Origin of the sequence: Ignatzschineria rhizosphaerae (assembly GCF_022655595.1) — a bacterium.
In the GTDB taxonomy this organism is placed as follows: Bacteria; Pseudomonadota; Gammaproteobacteria; order Cardiobacteriales; family Wohlfahrtiimonadaceae; genus Ignatzschineria; species Ignatzschineria rhizosphaerae.
On sequence record NZ_CP093379.1, the window covers coordinates 2207488 to 2223999 of the forward strand.

Below are 16512 nucleotides of genomic sequence, written 5' to 3' on the forward strand. Positions count from 1 at the left end.
GTGTAATGATACGGATTGCAACGTGTTTAAGAGATTCTATATTTGTGATTTATTTGTGATTTGATGTGATTAGGTAACGTGTCTAAATGATGATTATTGAATACTAATAAATACTTACACATCAACAACTTATCATTAAAGTGTAACTTTAATCACATTGAATCACGCATATAGTGTTACCGATTTAAGCCGATAGTATCAATGCTTTTGAAAGACTCACTAATAAATCACGCTCTTGCGACGACCACCCTATATATCTTCTTTTTTAGAATATTCTCTAAATACGAAAGCTTTCACGCCTAAATCAGCGTTCAAATCTTCTAATTCACTAAAGATCGGTAGCATTTCATTGTTGTAGAATGTCTCCAAATACTCTTCTGGCTTCCCAAACCCGCCAGCATTCTCTGGTGCTATTCCCATGAATATAGGTGGTACACGGTGAATCGCGTTAATATCCCGATCCGTTGCTCTTTTAATGAGATTAAATTCATCTTTTGCACCAATATCTGCAATTGGTATTAATTGAACGCTATCCTTATTACCTTCTGGCATATTGATAAGTAAGTTTTGGAAGTTTCCATCCCCTTTTGATTGCCTTAATGCCTTTTTAATATCATCAAAAAGACCATCACTAATCTTGCCGCTTACTGACAAAATAAAACCGGCATGTGACCCATTTTTATAATAACGAATGCGGAAGGCCGTAGCATTTTGATTCAAGCTTACAGATGGTAAAGCTGAGAGATAATCAGGCTTACCGTAAATAGTTTGGGATGGATCATAGTTCTTTTGAATCAGTACATCAGGAAAATACATCGGCTCATTAAGTTCTGCTGGATTCACCAAATATGCCCCACCTTGCTTACCTACTCGCATATAAAATGAAGGCAGATGAGAAAGCGATAACACATTTCCTAATCGAGCTTTGTTAATTGCTAAATAAGCATGGCCAAAGATCATATAATCATAGAAGAACTTCTTAAACTCAGACTTTCTTAAATATGAATTAGATTCAAAATAAGATGTGGCAAAGCGTGTCTTAAAGTTTAAGCTCGTTTCATGAAGCGCAGCGCCCATACTTGCAAGATGAAGCTTCCAATAATTGTATGGCTGTCTGTAATAAAGCTCATGACCGCCATCCCACTGAAAACCCAGCATCTCATAGATATTTTTCTCTGTTATTTCTTCATTAATACCAAATGTAATGATTTGGCCTTCATCTTCTTTACGTTTATTTGTCATTATAAAACGCCTCCGCGTCCTTCTTGTTGGTGAGTTTCACCTGTAATATCTTCATAAAATCCAATTCCATACATCGTTGACCAAGCATAGTCACCATGCGCATTTGCCTGTGACCTTGATGTTTCAATAACGACTGAATCAGCTCTTGTTGTTGCGAGCGATATCGCCATGAAGCACTCAAAAAGATCAGTCCAATCGATCGGAAATTTCACTCTGTTTTGTCTAAATAGCCCTTGCATTTGGGTGACCAATAAATATTTAAGCTGAGATGTTCCCTGCTTCCCTGTCGTGTTATGGAAAAATGCTTTCACTAATGGGTAGACTGCAGCACCAATTGCAGTTGTATCGATACCGATATGCACAACATTAAAACGCTCTGTGAGCTTCTTAATCTCTTTTGCTTGCTCTTCAAATTTGTTACCAAAGAAGTTGTACTTTTCAAGTACTCGATAAAATGGATATTCAGGTGTTGGTAACGCAATCACCACAACAGCACTCGCATCTTTTTTAAGTGCAGGATCATATCCAAGAATGACAGGACGATCTTCATACGGCCTCTTTAAGTGCTCGTTATAATCGAACCACTCACTAAATGCCGGCACCATGTTTCGCATGATTGTTGCAGCATCAAAGAGTGAATTGCTCTTTTTAAGCCACTCAGCCATATACAAGAAATGATAGTTATCAGGGAATAACTGTTTAAGCTGATCAATATCAATAAGCTCATTACCGCCGGCAACAGCATCCTCAACTGTGATAGTTTTACGATAAGTATGATCTTCACAGAGAATCCCTTTTTGCGTCTGTTTCTTCGTGAATTTAACACCTGCTTTATTACTTTCTGTAATCCCTTTCCAGGCATTATGAGATGGATGGGATGCCATACTTGGTGTTGAGCTCATCACAATTGTGTATTGCTTTAGCGTTGCACATGCTTTCACTACTTCAGTGAGCAGATCAAAGTTGAGCATCCATGCGTACTCATCAACTGTTACATCCCCAGAATATCCCTGTGCCGTCGCAAAGTTTGTCGCTAAGAAATAAATCTTTGCACCATTAGGCAATTCAATATCTTCAACACCCGATAATTCAATACCAGTGTGTTCTTTCACGAATCGCTTAATATAATCACGAGCTTGGAAAGCTTGCTTCTGTGACGCTGAGATATAAATCTGATCATGCTTTAAGTTCACTGCACGTACTAAACAGCGCCCTATCGCCAATGACCAAGTAAGACCAGTTTGACGGCCTTTCAACAGCATTGAGATTTTGTGCTTTGCAGATTCTTTTAAAAAATCTTTCTGATACTTGAATCCTGCCCCTTCCCAAGCCTCATTAATAATTTCCGCAAACTCTTCTGGCGAAATATTTTTAGCAGTTCTTTTCTTTTTCTTCTTACCGCCGCCGGCATCTTCATCTTTAGGAAAGAAGAGATCCTGTAAATGCCTTTTAAGCTGATCTAACTCTTTATAGTCAGCATTGCTCTTATTCTCTTTATAAATGAGCATCAAATAACGTGTTTCAACACCATTTTGTAAGCGTTGAAATGTCGTTGCACTATCCCATTTTCGATTAGTTTTCCACGCTGAAACCGTGCTCACAGGTCTTTCCAACCTTGTTGCAATATCGGTTAAAGTCCAGCCGGCAAAGTAAAGAATCCTTGCCTGATCTTCTTCTGGAATAGTTAAAGGGGGGAGAGTTATTTGAGCCATGACACCTGTGTTAATCAGCTATTTATCAGGCTCTTAGTGTCGTTCTTCTAATTAAATAGCGCGAGTTATCGCCCCTTGTATTATTTCGTCTAATTTTCTTTGAAATCAAGCTATCCATGAGAGATTCAAGAGATTTTCATAGCAAATAATGTAAGGCGTAACAGCTCGCATAAAAAAGTGGTCTTAGCGATGATGAAGTCCTTTAACGAACAACCAGATCTTAGTGCGCAAAATTAATATTTATTTGGAGAAAGAACTCATGAGTGAAGCAATTCGACATGGACTTAAAAAAACCGGATGGTTTCGAGTCGCCGTGTCAGGTGAAACTGTTGATGGAAGAGTCATCACAGCACAAGAAATCATTGAAATGGCAGAAACATATGACCCTGAAGTATATGGCGCACGCATCAACTTAGATCATATTCGCGGTTGGTATATTGATTCAGAATTTAAAATGTATGGTGATGTCTTTAGTGTTAAATCCGAAGAAATTACTCTTTTCGGAGAAAAACGCCAAGCTTTATATGTCCAACTTGGTGTTTCTCAGGATTTAGTAGCCATCAATAAGAAAGGGCAAAAAATCTACTCATCAATTGAAATGAATCGAAATTTTGCTGGCAAAGGGAAAGCCTACCTTGTAGGTCTTGCTTGTACTGATAATCCTGCAAGCTTAGGAACTGACGTTCTACAATTTTCTGCCCTATTCGGTGTTGAAACATTTAAAACCGATCCACACGAAGCTGATTTCTCATTTAGTGAAGATGAAGAAACCACAGAAGAGAAAAAATTCTCTATTAAAAGATTTGTGGCGGATCTCTTTAAAGAGAAGGCATCCGAAACTTTCAATCAAGAGGATCTCGAAGGAGCATTTTCAGAGATTGCAAAAGTATTTGATGAGCGAGAAGAATCTTTAAATTCTAAGTTTAAAACTCAGCAAACAGCATTTGAAGAACTTCGCACTGAGTTCAACACACTCAAGGAAAAGCTCTCAAAAGAGCCGGCAAAAACCCAAACATTTACCCCTGTCGTGCAGTTAGAGAATCCTAACAGTGACGGCTTCGGCAAAACAGAATATTAGGAGCACAACACATGAGAGTTTTATTAAATTCAACCGCCGAATCTGGCATCTCAGCATTCTTTAAGAGTCAAGCAGAGCATAACAATGTCTCTTTTGAGTTTGTTGCTGAAGGAAATGCCTTTTCAGTTATTCCAAGCGTTGAACATCGCTGGATTACCGGATTACAAGATGCATCTCCGTTTCTTAAGCGTATCACAATGTCAACTTGTGATGAAATGATCGTGAATGACCTCAATTATGAAGCTGGCGGTATTGTTTCAGGTCGTACTGATACAACTAAAAATGATCGAAAAACAAAAGAAATGGGCACAGTCAAAGGGGTGAAATATGAATGTGTCGTGATCGATCACGATACGCATATTAAATTCAGCGATCTCAATCGTTGGTCTACTACAGATCGCAATAAATTTTTAGATCGTATCAATGATCGCCGACGCACGTCAAAAATGAACGATATCGTCATGATCGGTTGGCATGGTATTAAAGCCGCTGATGAGACTGATCCAACAAAGAATCCTCTAGGTGAGGATGTAGCTATCGGCTGGCTTCAGCATGTACGTACAAATAAACCTACGAATGTATTGAAAGATGCAATTACGATCGGAAAAAACGGTGACTACGCAAACCTTGATGCATTAGTCATTGGTCTTAAAGCTCAAATCCCGATGTATAAACGTAAAGATCTCGTTGTTTTGGCTTCTAGTGATTTAGTTGATGCGAGAAGCATGGGCTTAGCTGAAACAGCTGATGTCAGTGAAACAGCAGGAAAAAAAGTAGGCTTAGCAGCAACTTATCTATCCAATGGAGATGAAGTCTTAACCCCTGATTACTTCCCTGAAAAAACAGTGATTGTCACAAACCTCGCAAACTTGCATCACTTAACAAAAAAAGGCAGTACTAATATTCACCCAAACGTAAATAGCGCTCGCTCACAGTTAGAACTTTTCAACCAAGCGCTTGAAACATACGCCATCGGTGATTATGAGCAAATCATTATCGCTGAAAACGTCACTGTTGCGGTTCCTTTGGATGAAGCAAACGGAGGTGAATAATGCCCCATCGCATTAAAAAAATGCGAGAAGCGATTGCAGCACAAATCAGTGCTGCAGTAGCTGAAACGCAGAGCACAAATCCGATTCTCGCAGAACTTGAAGGGAATCTCCGTGGTGACATTCTAGAAATGAAAAGCATGGAATCAATGCAACACAGACACTTTGCGAAGAAATATAAAGTACCAAAATACATGCATTATGTTTCAGGGATTGTTGCTCAAGATGTTGCAGTTAATGATCCCATCACTCGCATGATGCTCGTCTGGTCTGCTGATGCAATGCTCATTGATGAGTTTATACAGATTGCAAGATACATGGTGAAGTTTGATATTCCAATGCCTGAAGGATTTAAGGTGTCGGTTCAGACATTTATCACTGATTCAGCAAAAACAATGACAGCACATGATGGTAATGACCAATTTAAAGCAATTACAGCAACCCAAGCTGAAGAGATTTACCAAATCATTGCAAGCATTGAAGCGCCAGAACAACAACCGAATGATCAGTCTTATGCAAAGTTCTTAAGAGAACTAGGTAAAAAAGTAGAAGCACTGAAGTCAAAGGCAAGCTTCCAGCGAGCGAAGGAATACTACGAAAAAGCGCTCGAACTTGATCAAAAGGTTGGTGCTAAGAATGACTTAGAGCGTGTTAACAAGCAATTAAATGATTCTGAAAAAGTACCTAAATAATTTTTATGGCACCGCGCCTCCAAGGGGGCTTGCGTGATAAAGCGTTGATGGTTCATACACTTTAGATACGCATCTACCCCCTTACCTAATTTTATAAGTGAGTGAGATATGAGTGGTTTAACAGCAATAACAGAGAGTAAAAAAGTTGGAGAAGTGAATTACATCAGCTTCTGGCCGTCTATTACTGTTGCTGAATTACACAAAGATTATCGCCTTTACTCAGCAATTACGGATGAGCAAAGCTTAAAAGCTTTAGAAATAGCGTACATCACGGTTACTGATGCTTTAGATGAATATGCAGAAGCCAAAGAGCGTGAAGGTATTGCAAAACTCGAAGAGTTACCGAGTGAACGTGAGCGTTCACGTCAAGTCAGACTATTTAAAGAAGCGGTCTATTCACTTGCAAAGCAGAAGATTAACGAAGAGTACATTGATGTTGATCTTGCAAGAAAGCCAGGGCAAGACGTTAAAGCAGCAACTAATGATTCAACGCTCACACTAAATGCCAATTACAACATGGCAATCCGCAGATTCTTAGGCCAGTCAGCCTCTCTTGTGGCGTTAGTGTAATGACAATTGTTAATCGCACTATTGAAGCAAATGGCTTTGAAACACTTGATGGATGCTTATATCGCAATGAGATTAGCACAGCGTTATTAGAAGCAGTACTTACGCATGAAAAAAACCGGCATCTAGCAACACTGCCAACAACATTGCCAGTGAGAACTAAGATTTATGTACCTCATAACAGAGTACAAAAAAAGGAGATAAAGCAGCTATGGGATTAAATTTGGATAAATACCAGGAAGCACGATTCCAAGCTTTCACAGATGAAGTTATTCGTATTGAAGGCGGCCATGTTAATGACCCTGATGATCCAGGGGGCGAAACAAACTACGGCATTGCCAAACGCTTAGCAGAAGCTCATGGCTATAAAGGAAGAATGATCGATCTTACCAAAGCTGAGGCGAAAGAGATTTACCGCAAGGCGTTTTGGAATGATTCACTTGCTTCAAACATCATGAATGATGCTGCTTTTAATATCTATCTGCTCTCAATTCATTCTGGCCATAAGCAAACAACGCTAATTCTACAACGTGCGGTTGGTGTAACAGATGATGGGGTGATTGGTGCTAATACGTTAAATGCGATCTCAAACGCTTCTGAAGCATTACTCATTGAAGCGCTCTGTTACAGAACATTAGATTTTTACGTCATTATCTCCCCTAAAACTCAATACAAGTATATCCAAGGGTGGCGCAATCGCTTATTAGCAAGTCGCCGTATCAACTGGAAGGAGCGTATCAATGAATATGAAAGATTACTTTAGAGCCATTTTAATGACATTCGCATTGGCAACCGTTGCGATCGTCGTCTCAGCTTGTAGCAATCCTCGTCCAGATATCAATTACGGCGAAAAAGCAGAATCAGGCTATTGCGAAAGCTACGAGATGAAAGAGATCTTACCGAGTGACAGCAATGATGAGCGACTTAAAAAGCTTCGTGAAAACACTTATTTTCAAGGAGTTTGTTCATGAAAGTAAATGTATTGGAGTGCTTAAAGAATAGTAATGAGCGCATTGATAGCAATAAAACTCTGGCCTTTTTTGGTGCGATTATCGGGGCTATCGTTCTCATTATCTTAGCAATCAAAGGACATCCTGGCATTGAATGGCTCTTTGGAACATTCCTTTTAGCTACATTGGGGCAATTACCTAGTAAGGGATTGAACGAATTAGGCAGATTGAAGGTTGAAAGATCAAACCCTCAAACCTTTAGGTTAGAAGGCAATATTACGGATCAACAAAAAGAAGAGATTCGTAAGCATGTCCATGATTCATATCCCAATAAACCCACCAATATGAGTAAACCCCGTGAAGAATATTAAGCAGCTTCTAGGTTTTGTTTTAAGTGCCCTGTCATTCGTCTTCTATCTTCTTTTGCAACGAGAGCAATCCAAACGTGAATCTGTCGAAAAAGAGCTGGAAGCAAGCAAAATGCAAAACAGTGCAGCTAAGGAAACACTAAAAGCAATTGAGGTGAAAAAAGATGTGGAAAATCGCAATAAGCGTGACCCTCGCGATACTGATGAGCGCTTGCACGACAAAGGTTATCTACGAGACAAACCCTGATCTATGCCTGCTTTTCGATATCCATTACGTATCTGAAAAGGATACTGAAGAAACGAAACTGCAGGAAGAAAACTATAACGATTTATATAAAAGAGTATGCAATGACACAAGTAGCACAAACAACAAACGCAGTAATTGATAAACGAATGCTAAAAGTGGTAATTGGCATTTTAACATTCGTGATTGGGGTTCTTGTTACGATCGGCTCGGCACATCTTACTAGTCAATCAGGACAAATCGGCTCATTAACGGCAGCAGTCAATGAGTCAGTGATTCAACAACGTGAAATTTTCGTAAAGATTGAAAACGTGGATCGACATTTGATGCGATCAGATCAATCAACGCAAGCACTGGAACGGCGCATGAATAGCTTAGAAATCAAGGTTGAGCGCATTGATGAAAAAGTGAGTACAAAATGATTAATGGACTTAAAAAGCTAGTTGAGAAATATGTAAAAGACCCAGCATCTGTCGAGATCTGGATAGATGAAGGTAGCGTTGAACAGGAATATTTTTCTCTTTATCTCAAAGAATTAGTTGTCATTAATCTAACAAACATGATCAAGCCCTACCCTTCTGTATTAGGTGCGATTCGTGTTTGGTACGAAGAGAACAATGGTGGCTTAACAGAGGATGAACTTAAAAAAGGTATGAATTTTGATGTTGAAGTCATCAAAGAAAATGATGCTTTTATGCAAGTACGCCTCAAAGTCAGAAACCGCTACATCATGAAAGATGATGAAGGAATGATAGATGCAATTCACTGTCCATGATCAAGAGTTAAATGATGAACTCTCTGCTCTTATGCGAAATGTAAAACCTAGTGCCAGAAGAAAAATGGCAAAGGTTATTGCGATGAGAATTCGTGGAAACCGAGCTGGCCAGATTAAAAAGAATGTTGATCCAGACTTCAACAAGTTTGCCCCAAGAAGGCCGCAGAAGAACAAAAATGCACCAAAAGGGCTGATGTTTAAAAAGCTTAGTAGAAAAGCCAAGCGCTTAATGTTTATTGAAAATAGTGCAGAAGAAGCAATGGTCGGTTTTCGGGGTAAAAATATTCACATATTAGAAACCCACCAGGAAGGGGGAGAAGCAACAGTTAACAAACTCGGTTTAAAAGTGAGATACCCCGAGCGCAGGTTATTAGGAATCGGTAAAACTGAAAGAATCATCGTAAGAGACGAAATTACCAAAGCTCTTGCAGATAAAACTAGTTTGGAGTCATAAGCATGTTACCAACAGATGTGGAAAGAAGATTATCGGAGCTGATACAAGTTCAAGAAATCATTGGAATTAAACGTGAGAACGGCCAGATTCTTGTGCAAGCTTCGATGGGCGGTGATCACAAATCACCATGGATGCCCTATTCTCTTCCATTTATGGGGAATACAGCGATCTTTGCTTATCCAAAGATTGGCATGGGTGGTCTTGTTGTTAGCGAGTCTGGTGAGAATGAAGTTAATCGCTTTCTATGCCTCTATGACATCGCGAATATCTTCGGGGGGCTTGGTGAAACAGATTTTAAAATCCTTTTTCATAATGGTGACTCAATTCATCATGCCGGCAATAACTTACAAATAAATGTGAGCAATGAAACAGTTATTAATTCACAAGCTAAAACAGTAGTGAACTCACAAGAGATCATTACAAACAGCGACAGAATCACGCTTAATGCAAGCTCACAAGCAATCATTAAGTCACCGATTATTAACTTGAATGGCAATGTCTTTATCAGTGGTGGATTATCTGCCGGCGGTGGAATGGGCAGATCATCATTACAAGCAGTATTTAATTACCCAGTCGTTTTCAACAATACGGCAAGGTTTAACGCACCCGCTTACAGCGTTGAAATGATTGTAAACGGCATCCCACTCACAACCCACAAACATGACACGCCAGAAGGCATGTCAGATGTAATGGAGTAAACATGATCGATAGAAATACAGGTTTACCCATTTCTGAGAATGAACACATCATTCAATCACTCTTAGATATTGCGACAACAGCGATAGGTACAAGAGTGATGAGAAGAGATTACGGCACGATCTTAGTACCCAAGATCGATGCCCCAATGAATGCCGAATATCGAATGCTTTTAATGAGCTCATTGATGATGGCATTTACACAATATGAACCACGCATTGAGATACGCAGAATCAACTTGAAAATTGATATGCCTGGGCATCCGAAAATTGAGATCGAAGCAGTCAAAAAAGAGACGAATGACACATTTACTTTTGAGAGGGAGATTAAATAATGCAATTTAAAGCCAGTCAATATCTTGTTGATCTTCCTGAACCTACTGTTTTTAAAGTCATTGATTTTGAGAAAGAGCTCGAAGAGATCACTGCTAATTTTGTGAGTAGACATCCGAGCTATCAAGAGATCGTGCTTGAGAGTGATCCGCTTAAAAAAGCATTCGAGTCCTGGGCTTATGATCGCATCAATATGAAGAATGCATATAACGAAGATTTAAAGCAATCGATGCTCAAATATGCAACGCACAATAATCTTGATGTATTAGCCGCAAACCTGCTGATCTATCGCCGAGTGTTAGTGCCGGCAGATGACACAACGAACCCGCCAAGGCCTGCGGTGCTTGAAGATGATGAGAGCTTACGTTTTCGGGCACAAACTGCAGACCGACTAGCACAAGTAGCAGGTCCCAAATCGGGATATGAGCGTTTAGCGATTGAAGCAAGTGAAGAAGTCAAAGAGTCGTTTGTGATGTTACCAACACCCGTGCCGGGAGAAGTGCATCTTTATATTCGTTCTAGAAAAGGAAATGGCCAAGCGAATAAGACACTGATTAAACAGGTTAATGACTTCATCACACCAGATGATAAAAGGCCGCTTAATGACAAGCTTATTGTGAGAAGTGGCAAGATTCACGAAGTAACCATTGAACTCATTGCGACTTATTACAACGGCTATTTTGAAGAGTCAGTGAATAAAGCAGTGAAAGAAGCGCTGCTAAAACTGAATGATCGATTGAGCTTTGGCGATCCGCTTACTTACAACTTAATTCATGCAACTGCACGAGTCCCTGGTATTCAGAATATTGAAATTACAATGCCAAAAAGTGATGTGATGCCAGAACCTTTTGCCTACATCGTCATTAAAGATGTCGTTGTTACAAGAAAAGCGGAGGAATCGTAATGCCGAATAACATTCAGCAACAATCGTTATTGCCGCGGACATCAACACAGTTTGAGATCGATCTTGAACAGACCGGCTTTTTTGCGAATCGTCCGCCGGAAGATTTCAAGTTTCAGTGGATCTGGAACCCATGGTTTTGTCCGGTTGATCTGCTTCCTTGGCTAGCTTGGTCACTCGACGTTGATGAATTTAATCACGACTGGCCAATACAAAGAAAACGAGAAGTGATTGCTGCAGCACCGTTAATCAATCGAAAGAAAGGCACGATTGAATCGATGCGAAGAGTCATAAGAGCAGCAGGACTTGGAGAGATGACATTTGTCGAAAACTCAGGGCATTGGGCGGAATATGATGTGACTTTTGAGAACCATTTCACGATTGATCAATACAACAATGCCGTCAATCTTCTCTATTACACAAGTTCAGCACGTAACAAGCTCAGAATAGTGAAGTATGAGCAGACTTTACTTTATAACAACAAAGCGCTGTATAACGGCGAGTACTTATACGGGAGTTTATAGATGATTGAAACAGCAAGAAAAGAAGATCTCTTCTTAGATAAAAAGCTGATCATTCCAGAAAATAAGCTTGATGCTATCCGCATTATGGCTCGATTACATCCTGTTGTGGGTGATCAGCCAACTCATGAAAAGGATCAGCCTAATACCAATAATCCGATCTTGGATCTTGCTTGTACGATTGCAAATATCCATGAGATGGGAATCGGGGTTCATGCTGATTTAAGAAAAATACAAAATGAACTACCCGAGTATTACTTTGGGAAAGGTTTCATGTCAGGAATTTCAAGCCTTAAGGGCAATGGGATTCTCGCAGTATTTGGTCAATGGCGTGATGCTTCCGGTAAATATGCCATTAAGCAGTTCTATTATACAGACAAAGAGATCAGTTATCGTAATGCGCTTGATGCAAAAACATGGAGCGGCTGGATTGATATCCTTACAAGTAATAGCTCCCTTGATTACAACAAAATTTTGAATGTGCCAATTACATCAACGCTCAGCGATGATAAGACGAAGATTGCATCGATCTTTGCAGTCAATAATGTGAATCGTGCGGCTGTAAATGCACAGAAGACAGCGAATACTGCGAATGCTAATGCAGTTGATGCGATGAATGAAGCATTGAAGAAAATGGATCTTTATTCTTTTGGGCTTGGCTCTATTACTAATGCCCCACCATTATCTGTTGAATATGATGCAAGTCAGAGAATTGCTAACGGGTTTTATAGAGTTGCAGGAGGGGCGACAGGATTCCCTAGCTGGAAGTCATCTGGTGATTCTTTAGTGACCGCGGGGTGGGGCGGAACTTATTGGTCATCACTTCATTTAAGTACCGATAATCGTTTAGCAATGATCAGTTCTAAGAATGGAGTAATTTCTGAGTGGGCTGAGTTTTACTCAACATCTAATACGAAATCTATTAAGGGTTTTTTAAGAGCTAATGGGAAACTCATTCCTTTAACTGAAGATCAGTTAACAAGTTCGTTAGGCGATTATAGAGATAGAGCCGCATCTATTTATGTCGTTAATCAACTTAATCGTGATGTTGTCATCGCTCAGAAAACTGCAAATACAGCTAATGCCAATGCAGTTGAGGCTATGAATGTAGCACAGAAAAAAGTGCTTCCCGAAGATGTTGCTTCAGAATATTTGAAAACTAAAGGAAGCTATCTATTTACAGGATCAGCGGATGATCTTGAAGTAGGGTCTATTGGTCTATACGGCGCCCATATTTCAACAAATCTAACAACAAACTTACCTTTTTCTGGCTATAACTGGGTTGAAACATCTTTGATTTATAGAGGGGGCGATAGAAGAAAACAGACAGCTATCGCTTATACAGAACCTCGCAGAGCGCTTAGAGTTATGAGTGCTAACGGTGTATATGGTGAGTGGGCTGAAGAATGGACTACTTATAACACTACTAATATAAAAGGTTTTCTTAGAGTTAGTGGAAATTTAATCCCACTCACAACCGATCAGCTTAACTCGGATCTTAAAGTTAACAGATCAGATCTCGTTGCTAGTGCTAAATCAGCATATGACGCAAACATCAACGCATTACTCGGAGTCAGTAAAGCGGAGGATGCACAGAAAACTGCCGACACTGGAGTAGCAAATGCGAAAACTGCACAAGCAAGAGCCGATGCCGCATTCACACGAGTCAAGCCAATTACCGAAGGTGGTCATGGCGCTACGACTGCAGCGCAAGGCCGCAGAAACATGGGCCACGGTGATGCTTCTACGTACAACGTTGCAAAAGATATGAATTCAAATGGCAATACGCTTGTTCCGTTGAGTTTATTGCAAAATTCAATGCTTGGATTTGGTCAACAATGGGTTGATGTTACGGATCAAAGAGTCGCAGATACGCCCTATACAAATTCAACAGGCAAGCCAATTGAAATATCAATTTGGACTAATCAGGGGAATCTGGGCACTCGAACTATAAGCGTATTTTGTGATGATGTTTTAATCGCTTATGCAGACACAACTGATGCTTCTGACAACTCCTTAACAGTTATTATTCCTGCCGGCAGTAAATATAAGGTCGTATTTACGGGCTATACGCTAGGCAAAACATCATTTTGGGCAGAGATGAGATAAGAAGATGAAACATTACACAAACAAAAAAACATTAGAAGTTTACGCATACGAAAATGATGAAGTCGCAAAAGAGTATGACAACGATTACGAAAATCTTGTCGTGATGACTGAAGAACTTTTTCAAGAATATCGAGAGCAAAGACCAGGGCATAAATGGTCACTCAATGGGTGGGTTCATGATGAGTTGTTGATGAATGAGTATGAAGCACAGAAGAGAGCACAGACTCTTCAGCAAAAACGTGATGATCTTCACGCAATCGAAACCCAAATTAAGCGTTATGAGCGTATTAAAGATCGTACAGAAACAGAAGAGCAAGAACTTGATGCTTTGATTGAGCAATCAACCGTTCTTTTTAGAGAGATTAAAGCAGCGGAAACAGAAGGAGAAGCTAAATGATCGTCATTAGAGAATTTAGAAAAGGCAATCGCCGATTCACAAAAGGGGAGCATTACACAGAGAAAGATGCTCAAAAATGGGTTGAAGCGGGCTTTGTTGAAGATACCGCTAAGGCAAAAACAGCTAAGAAGGAGTCTAAGTAATGACAGAATACAATCATGGTGTCAGTCTGCAGATTAATGAGCACGGCTATACCCCAATGCCATTTGTGGCCACATCAACAATTGGGCTTCTTGCAACGGCAGATGATGCTGATATTGAAGCTTTCCCACTTAACCAAGCCGTTTTAGTGACGAATATCCCAGAAGCGATTGGCAAAGCCGGTGCAACGGGAACACTCAAAGAAGCGCTTCAAGACATCTATAAAGAAGCATCAACCGCAATCATCGTGATTCGTGTTGAAGAAGGTGTTGACGAGAAAGGCACGATTGCAAATGTAATGGGCGACATCAAAGATGATAAACGTACAGGCTTAGATGTTTTTGAGCTTGCACAGCAACAATGCGGTGTTCAGCCTAAAATCTTCATTTGCCCGAAGTATGACACAACGCCAAGCGTTCGCCTGAAGCTTGCGAATATCGCTGAGAAAGCACTCGGTTTTGCTTATGTCTCTTTTGATGAAAGCGCAACGATCTCTGACGCTTTAAAAGCCCGTGAAGGATTCTCCAGTGCTTATGCAATGCCTGTTTTCAATAATGGATTAGCGTATAACACTGAGCTAAAAGCAGATACTGAGCGCTATTCAGTTGCACAGCTTGCTGGGCTTCGTGCTCGGTTAGATCAAGAAAAAGGATGGCACTGGTCAATCTCTAACAACATCCTTAAAGAAGTTGTGGGCACGACTAAAGAGGTCACTTTTAAAGCAGTCAACGGTTATGGTACCGGCGCAAACACACTGAACGAAAAAGGAGTCTCTGTTTTTGTGCGTGATGATGGCGGTATCAAAATTTGGGGCAATAGAACAGCATCTAAGCCTGATTCTTCTCTCTTCTTTGAAGTCTACACACGTACCAATAACTTTTTAGCTGAAGAAGCCGCAGAGTATCTACGACGTTCAATGCAAGACAAACCGCTTACTAAAGCGATTATGGAAGATTTCCGCTTGAACTATAACAACCGTTTATCTGATCACAAACGAGCTGGCCGTATTCTTGGCGGTGAGATTATTCTTCACCCTAAGAAGAATGGTAAGGACGATCTGATGAATGGTAAACCTGCATGGGAACTGAAATTTACCCCTGTTCCACCTGCAGAAAACCCATCTCTTGAAGTCACGCTTACAAGTGATTTCATCAACGAAATTGCGGGAGTATAAACATGAGATTACCTGGCGTATTAAAAAACTTTGAACTCTATCTCAATGCAGACCCCATCGGGCGCACTGTGGAAGAGGTCACCCTCCCATCTACGGCCAAAGAGTATGTAGAGATTAAAACAGGGGGTATGACAAGACCGCTCAAAATTCCAGTAGGTTTTGAAGGCTCAATGGAAGTGAAGTTCACCACGAAAGGCATTGATATTCAAACACTCATTCCACAGGGTTGCGGTTTAGGGAATATTCGTCTGCAGTTCAAAGGTGCGATTGAAGATCCATCAACTTGTGACTTAATTCCATTTACGGCCAACTTCACCGGAAGCCTTGAAAATGATCCTGAATCATTGAAGAAAGGCGACCTTTCAGGCGGTGAAGTCACGCTTAACGCAATCACAGCAGAATACATCTGGAACAACGAAGTCATCTATGTTGAGCGAGTGCTCGATAACGTCCTCATCGTCAATGGTGTAGACCTCAAAGCAGAAGAAAACGCAGCGCTTGGCTATTAAGCCAGGCATTGCCTAAAGCATTAATTCAATCCGTTAATTTATTGAAATATAGGAAATAGTCATGAGTAAGAAAGAAGAGAAAATCAACGAAACTATCACTGGCGTAACACTCAAGCTTGATGAACCAGTAATGATCGGCGAGAAGGAATATACCGAGATCACACTCAAAAAACCTTTAGCCGGGAACTTGAAAGGAATCTCAATCACACAGTTACAATCGGGTGATACACAGCAAGTGATGAACTTCGTCTCTGCAGTTAGCGATTGGCCATTGCCATCAGTTGAGCGCTTAAGTCTTGGGGACTTAAACATGATTAACAATATAGTGTTGGGGTTTTTATTCCCCAAGAACTTGAACGATTTAGTAAAAGGCTTGCAGGAATCAGGGGCAGAAATTCAGCTTCTAACGACACAAGCGATGTAGGCATCTACGTTGAGGATTTAATCAGAGGAATTGGATTAACATTCCCATTCTTCACTTATCGCGATTTGATCGAGATGTCACTCACAGACCTACTGATCTGGAACTGTGAAGCAATACTCGAAAACGATAGACAACAAACCGCAATGGATGAATCGAAGCAAAAGAAATAGGAGGTAA

Annotated in this window: 24 protein-coding genes; 22 read left to right on the forward strand and 2 right to left on the reverse strand. The window is 40.3% G+C overall.

From position 1 onward, the window contains the following. Window positions 1–249: 249 nt before the first annotated feature. Together MMG00_RS09715 and MMG00_RS09720 are read right to left on the reverse strand one after the other, a co-directional pair. Window positions 250–1242: a phage portal protein gene (locus MMG00_RS09715; protein WP_242147796.1), complete on the reverse strand. Its 993-nt coding sequence runs from the start codon at window positions 1240–1242 to the stop codon at window positions 250–252. Further along, window positions 1242–2954, reverse strand: a complete 1713-nt coding sequence (locus MMG00_RS09720) for a terminase large subunit domain-containing protein (RefSeq protein WP_242147798.1) — start codon at window positions 2952–2954, stop codon at window positions 1242–1244. The genes MMG00_RS09715 and MMG00_RS09720 overlap by 1 nt, the downstream gene beginning before the upstream one ends. Window positions 2955–3213: 259 nt before the next feature. Here MMG00_RS09720 and MMG00_RS09725 point away from each other — a divergent pair, with 259 nt between their 5' ends. The 22 genes from MMG00_RS09725 to MMG00_RS09830 all read left to right on the forward strand — a co-directional run bounded on the left by MMG00_RS09725 (window position 3214) and on the right by MMG00_RS09830 (window position 16335). Beyond that, window positions 3214–4032, forward strand: a complete 819-nt coding sequence (locus tag MMG00_RS09725) for a GPO family capsid scaffolding protein (protein WP_242147800.1) — start codon at window positions 3214–3216, stop codon at window positions 4030–4032. Window positions 4033–4043: 11 nt separating this feature from the next. Continuing rightward, window positions 4044–5084 carry a P2 family phage major capsid protein gene (locus MMG00_RS09730; protein WP_242147802.1) on the forward strand — a complete coding sequence of 347 codons (1041 nt, stop codon included), beginning with the start codon at window positions 4044–4046 and terminating at the stop codon, window positions 5082–5084. Continuing rightward, entirely contained in the window at window positions 5084–5773 is a 690-nt protein-coding gene (gene gpM, locus MMG00_RS09735) for a phage terminase small subunit (protein ID WP_242147804.1), read from the forward strand. The genes MMG00_RS09730 and gpM overlap by 1 nt, the downstream gene beginning before the upstream one ends. A 108-nt stretch (window positions 5774–5881) precedes the next feature. Next, complete coding sequence (locus tag MMG00_RS09740) at window positions 5882–6343, forward strand: head completion/stabilization protein (RefSeq protein WP_242147807.1); 462 nt, start codon at window positions 5882–5884, stop codon at window positions 6341–6343. Further along, window positions 6343–6561: a hypothetical protein gene (locus MMG00_RS09745; protein WP_242147809.1), complete on the forward strand. Its 219-nt coding sequence runs from the start codon at window positions 6343–6345 to the stop codon at window positions 6559–6561. Before MMG00_RS09740 ends, MMG00_RS09745 begins: the two co-directional genes overlap by 1 nt. Next, window positions 6552–7103, forward strand: coding sequence for a glycoside hydrolase family 108 protein (locus MMG00_RS09750; protein WP_242147811.1), 552 nt, complete (start codon window positions 6552–6554; stop codon window positions 7101–7103). Before MMG00_RS09745 ends, MMG00_RS09750 begins: the two co-directional genes overlap by 10 nt. Continuing rightward, window positions 7081–7311, forward strand: a complete 231-nt coding sequence (locus MMG00_RS09755; protein WP_242147812.1) for a hypothetical protein — start codon at window positions 7081–7083, stop codon at window positions 7309–7311. The genes MMG00_RS09750 and MMG00_RS09755 overlap by 23 nt, the downstream gene beginning before the upstream one ends. Continuing rightward, entirely contained in the window at window positions 7308–7661 is a 354-nt protein-coding gene (locus tag MMG00_RS09760) for a DUF2644 domain-containing protein (RefSeq protein ID WP_242147814.1), read from the forward strand. Before MMG00_RS09755 ends, MMG00_RS09760 begins: the two co-directional genes overlap by 4 nt. Further along, window positions 7648–7905 (forward strand): DUF2681 domain-containing protein, encoded by a 258-nt coding sequence (locus MMG00_RS09765; RefSeq protein WP_242147816.1) that lies wholly within the window; start codon window positions 7648–7650, stop codon window positions 7903–7905. Before MMG00_RS09760 ends, MMG00_RS09765 begins: the two co-directional genes overlap by 14 nt. Before the next feature lie 101 nt (window positions 7906–8006). Beyond that, on the forward strand, window positions 8007–8324 hold the full coding sequence (locus MMG00_RS09770) for a hypothetical protein (protein ID WP_242147819.1): 318 nt from the start codon (window positions 8007–8009) through the stop codon (window positions 8322–8324). Then, window positions 8321–8677: a phage tail protein gene (locus MMG00_RS09775; RefSeq protein WP_242147821.1), complete on the forward strand. Its 357-nt coding sequence runs from the start codon at window positions 8321–8323 to the stop codon at window positions 8675–8677. Before MMG00_RS09770 ends, MMG00_RS09775 begins: the two co-directional genes overlap by 4 nt. Next, window positions 8658–9131, forward strand: a complete 474-nt coding sequence (locus tag MMG00_RS09780; RefSeq protein WP_242147823.1) for a phage virion morphogenesis protein — start codon at window positions 8658–8660, stop codon at window positions 9129–9131. Before MMG00_RS09775 ends, MMG00_RS09780 begins: the two co-directional genes overlap by 20 nt. A gap of 2 nt (window positions 9132–9133) precedes the next feature. Then, window positions 9134–9829 (forward strand): hypothetical protein, encoded by a 696-nt coding sequence (locus MMG00_RS09785; protein ID WP_242147825.1) that lies wholly within the window; start codon window positions 9134–9136, stop codon window positions 9827–9829. 2 nt (window positions 9830–9831) lie between these two features. Next, window positions 9832–10161: a GPW/gp25 family protein gene (locus MMG00_RS09790; RefSeq protein WP_242147827.1), complete on the forward strand. Its 330-nt coding sequence runs from the start codon at window positions 9832–9834 to the stop codon at window positions 10159–10161. Next, complete coding sequence (locus MMG00_RS09795) at window positions 10161–11063, forward strand: baseplate assembly protein (RefSeq protein ID WP_242147829.1); 903 nt, start codon at window positions 10161–10163, stop codon at window positions 11061–11063. Before MMG00_RS09790 ends, MMG00_RS09795 begins: the two co-directional genes overlap by 1 nt. Next, complete coding sequence (locus tag MMG00_RS09800) at window positions 11063–11584, forward strand: phage tail protein I (RefSeq protein ID WP_242147831.1); 522 nt, start codon at window positions 11063–11065, stop codon at window positions 11582–11584. The genes MMG00_RS09795 and MMG00_RS09800 overlap by 1 nt, the downstream gene beginning before the upstream one ends. After that, entirely contained in the window at window positions 11585–13690 is a 2106-nt protein-coding gene (locus MMG00_RS09805) for a hypothetical protein (protein WP_242147833.1), read from the forward strand. Window positions 13691–13694: 4 nt separating this feature from the next. Next, entirely contained in the window at window positions 13695–14087 is a 393-nt protein-coding gene (locus tag MMG00_RS09810) for a hypothetical protein (RefSeq protein ID WP_242147835.1), read from the forward strand. Beyond that, window positions 14084–14230, forward strand: coding sequence for a hypothetical protein (locus tag MMG00_RS09815; RefSeq protein ID WP_242147837.1), 147 nt, complete (start codon window positions 14084–14086; stop codon window positions 14228–14230). The genes MMG00_RS09810 and MMG00_RS09815 overlap by 4 nt, the downstream gene beginning before the upstream one ends. Beyond that, window positions 14230–15402 carry a phage tail sheath subtilisin-like domain-containing protein gene (locus tag MMG00_RS09820; RefSeq protein WP_242147839.1) on the forward strand — a complete coding sequence of 391 codons (1173 nt, stop codon included), beginning with the start codon at window positions 14230–14232 and terminating at the stop codon, window positions 15400–15402. The genes MMG00_RS09815 and MMG00_RS09820 overlap by 1 nt, the downstream gene beginning before the upstream one ends. Window positions 15403–15404: 2 nt before the next feature. Further along, entirely contained in the window at window positions 15405–15911 is a 507-nt protein-coding gene (locus MMG00_RS09825) for a phage major tail tube protein (RefSeq protein ID WP_242147841.1), read from the forward strand. Window positions 15912–15972: 61 nt separating this feature from the next. Continuing rightward, a complete protein-coding gene (locus tag MMG00_RS09830; protein ID WP_242147843.1) occupies window positions 15973–16335 on the forward strand; it encodes a phage tail assembly protein in 363 nt (120 codons plus the stop codon). Window positions 16336–16512 lie beyond the last annotated feature (177 nt).

Excerpts from the sequence above, each read along its gene's own strand:
- MMG00_RS09715 (WP_242147796.1), bottom strand. The coding sequence starts at position 1,242 with ATGACAAATAAACGTAAAGAAGATGAAGGCCAAATCATTACATTTGGT.
- MMG00_RS09720 (WP_242147798.1), bottom strand. The coding sequence starts at position 2,954 with ATGGCTCAAATAACTCTCCCCCCTTTAACTATTCCAGAAGAAGATCAG.
- MMG00_RS09725 (WP_242147800.1), top strand. The coding sequence starts at position 3,214 with ATGAGTGAAGCAATTCGACATGGACTTAAAAAAACCGGATGGTTTCGA.
- MMG00_RS09730 (WP_242147802.1), top strand. The coding sequence starts at position 4,044 with ATGAGAGTTTTATTAAATTCAACCGCCGAATCTGGCATCTCAGCATTC.
- gpM (WP_242147804.1), top strand. The coding sequence starts at position 5,084 with ATGCCCCATCGCATTAAAAAAATGCGAGAAGCGATTGCAGCACAAATC.
- MMG00_RS09740 (WP_242147807.1), top strand. The coding sequence starts at position 5,882 with ATGAGTGGTTTAACAGCAATAACAGAGAGTAAAAAAGTTGGAGAAGTG.
- MMG00_RS09745 (WP_242147809.1), top strand. The coding sequence starts at position 6,343 with ATGACAATTGTTAATCGCACTATTGAAGCAAATGGCTTTGAAACACTT.
- MMG00_RS09750 (WP_242147811.1), top strand. The coding sequence starts at position 6,552 with ATGGGATTAAATTTGGATAAATACCAGGAAGCACGATTCCAAGCTTTC.
- MMG00_RS09755 (WP_242147812.1), top strand. The coding sequence starts at position 7,081 with ATGAATATGAAAGATTACTTTAGAGCCATTTTAATGACATTCGCATTG.
- MMG00_RS09760 (WP_242147814.1), top strand. The coding sequence starts at position 7,308 with ATGAAAGTAAATGTATTGGAGTGCTTAAAGAATAGTAATGAGCGCATT.
- MMG00_RS09770 (WP_242147819.1), top strand. The coding sequence starts at position 8,007 with ATGACACAAGTAGCACAAACAACAAACGCAGTAATTGATAAACGAATG.
- MMG00_RS09775 (WP_242147821.1), top strand. The coding sequence starts at position 8,321 with ATGATTAATGGACTTAAAAAGCTAGTTGAGAAATATGTAAAAGACCCA.
- MMG00_RS09780 (WP_242147823.1), top strand. The coding sequence starts at position 8,658 with ATGCAATTCACTGTCCATGATCAAGAGTTAAATGATGAACTCTCTGCT.
- MMG00_RS09785 (WP_242147825.1), top strand. The coding sequence starts at position 9,134 with ATGTTACCAACAGATGTGGAAAGAAGATTATCGGAGCTGATACAAGTT.
- MMG00_RS09790 (WP_242147827.1), top strand. The coding sequence starts at position 9,832 with ATGATCGATAGAAATACAGGTTTACCCATTTCTGAGAATGAACACATC.
- MMG00_RS09795 (WP_242147829.1), top strand. The coding sequence starts at position 10,161 with ATGCAATTTAAAGCCAGTCAATATCTTGTTGATCTTCCTGAACCTACT.
- MMG00_RS09800 (WP_242147831.1), top strand. The coding sequence starts at position 11,063 with ATGCCGAATAACATTCAGCAACAATCGTTATTGCCGCGGACATCAACA.
- MMG00_RS09805 (WP_242147833.1), top strand. The coding sequence starts at position 11,585 with ATGATTGAAACAGCAAGAAAAGAAGATCTCTTCTTAGATAAAAAGCTG.
- MMG00_RS09810 (WP_242147835.1), top strand. The coding sequence starts at position 13,695 with ATGAAACATTACACAAACAAAAAAACATTAGAAGTTTACGCATACGAA.
- MMG00_RS09815 (WP_242147837.1), top strand. The coding sequence starts at position 14,084 with ATGATCGTCATTAGAGAATTTAGAAAAGGCAATCGCCGATTCACAAAA.
- MMG00_RS09820 (WP_242147839.1), top strand. The coding sequence starts at position 14,230 with ATGACAGAATACAATCATGGTGTCAGTCTGCAGATTAATGAGCACGGC.
- MMG00_RS09825 (WP_242147841.1), top strand. The coding sequence starts at position 15,405 with ATGAGATTACCTGGCGTATTAAAAAACTTTGAACTCTATCTCAATGCA.
- MMG00_RS09830 (WP_242147843.1), top strand. The coding sequence starts at position 15,973 with ATGAGTAAGAAAGAAGAGAAAATCAACGAAACTATCACTGGCGTAACA.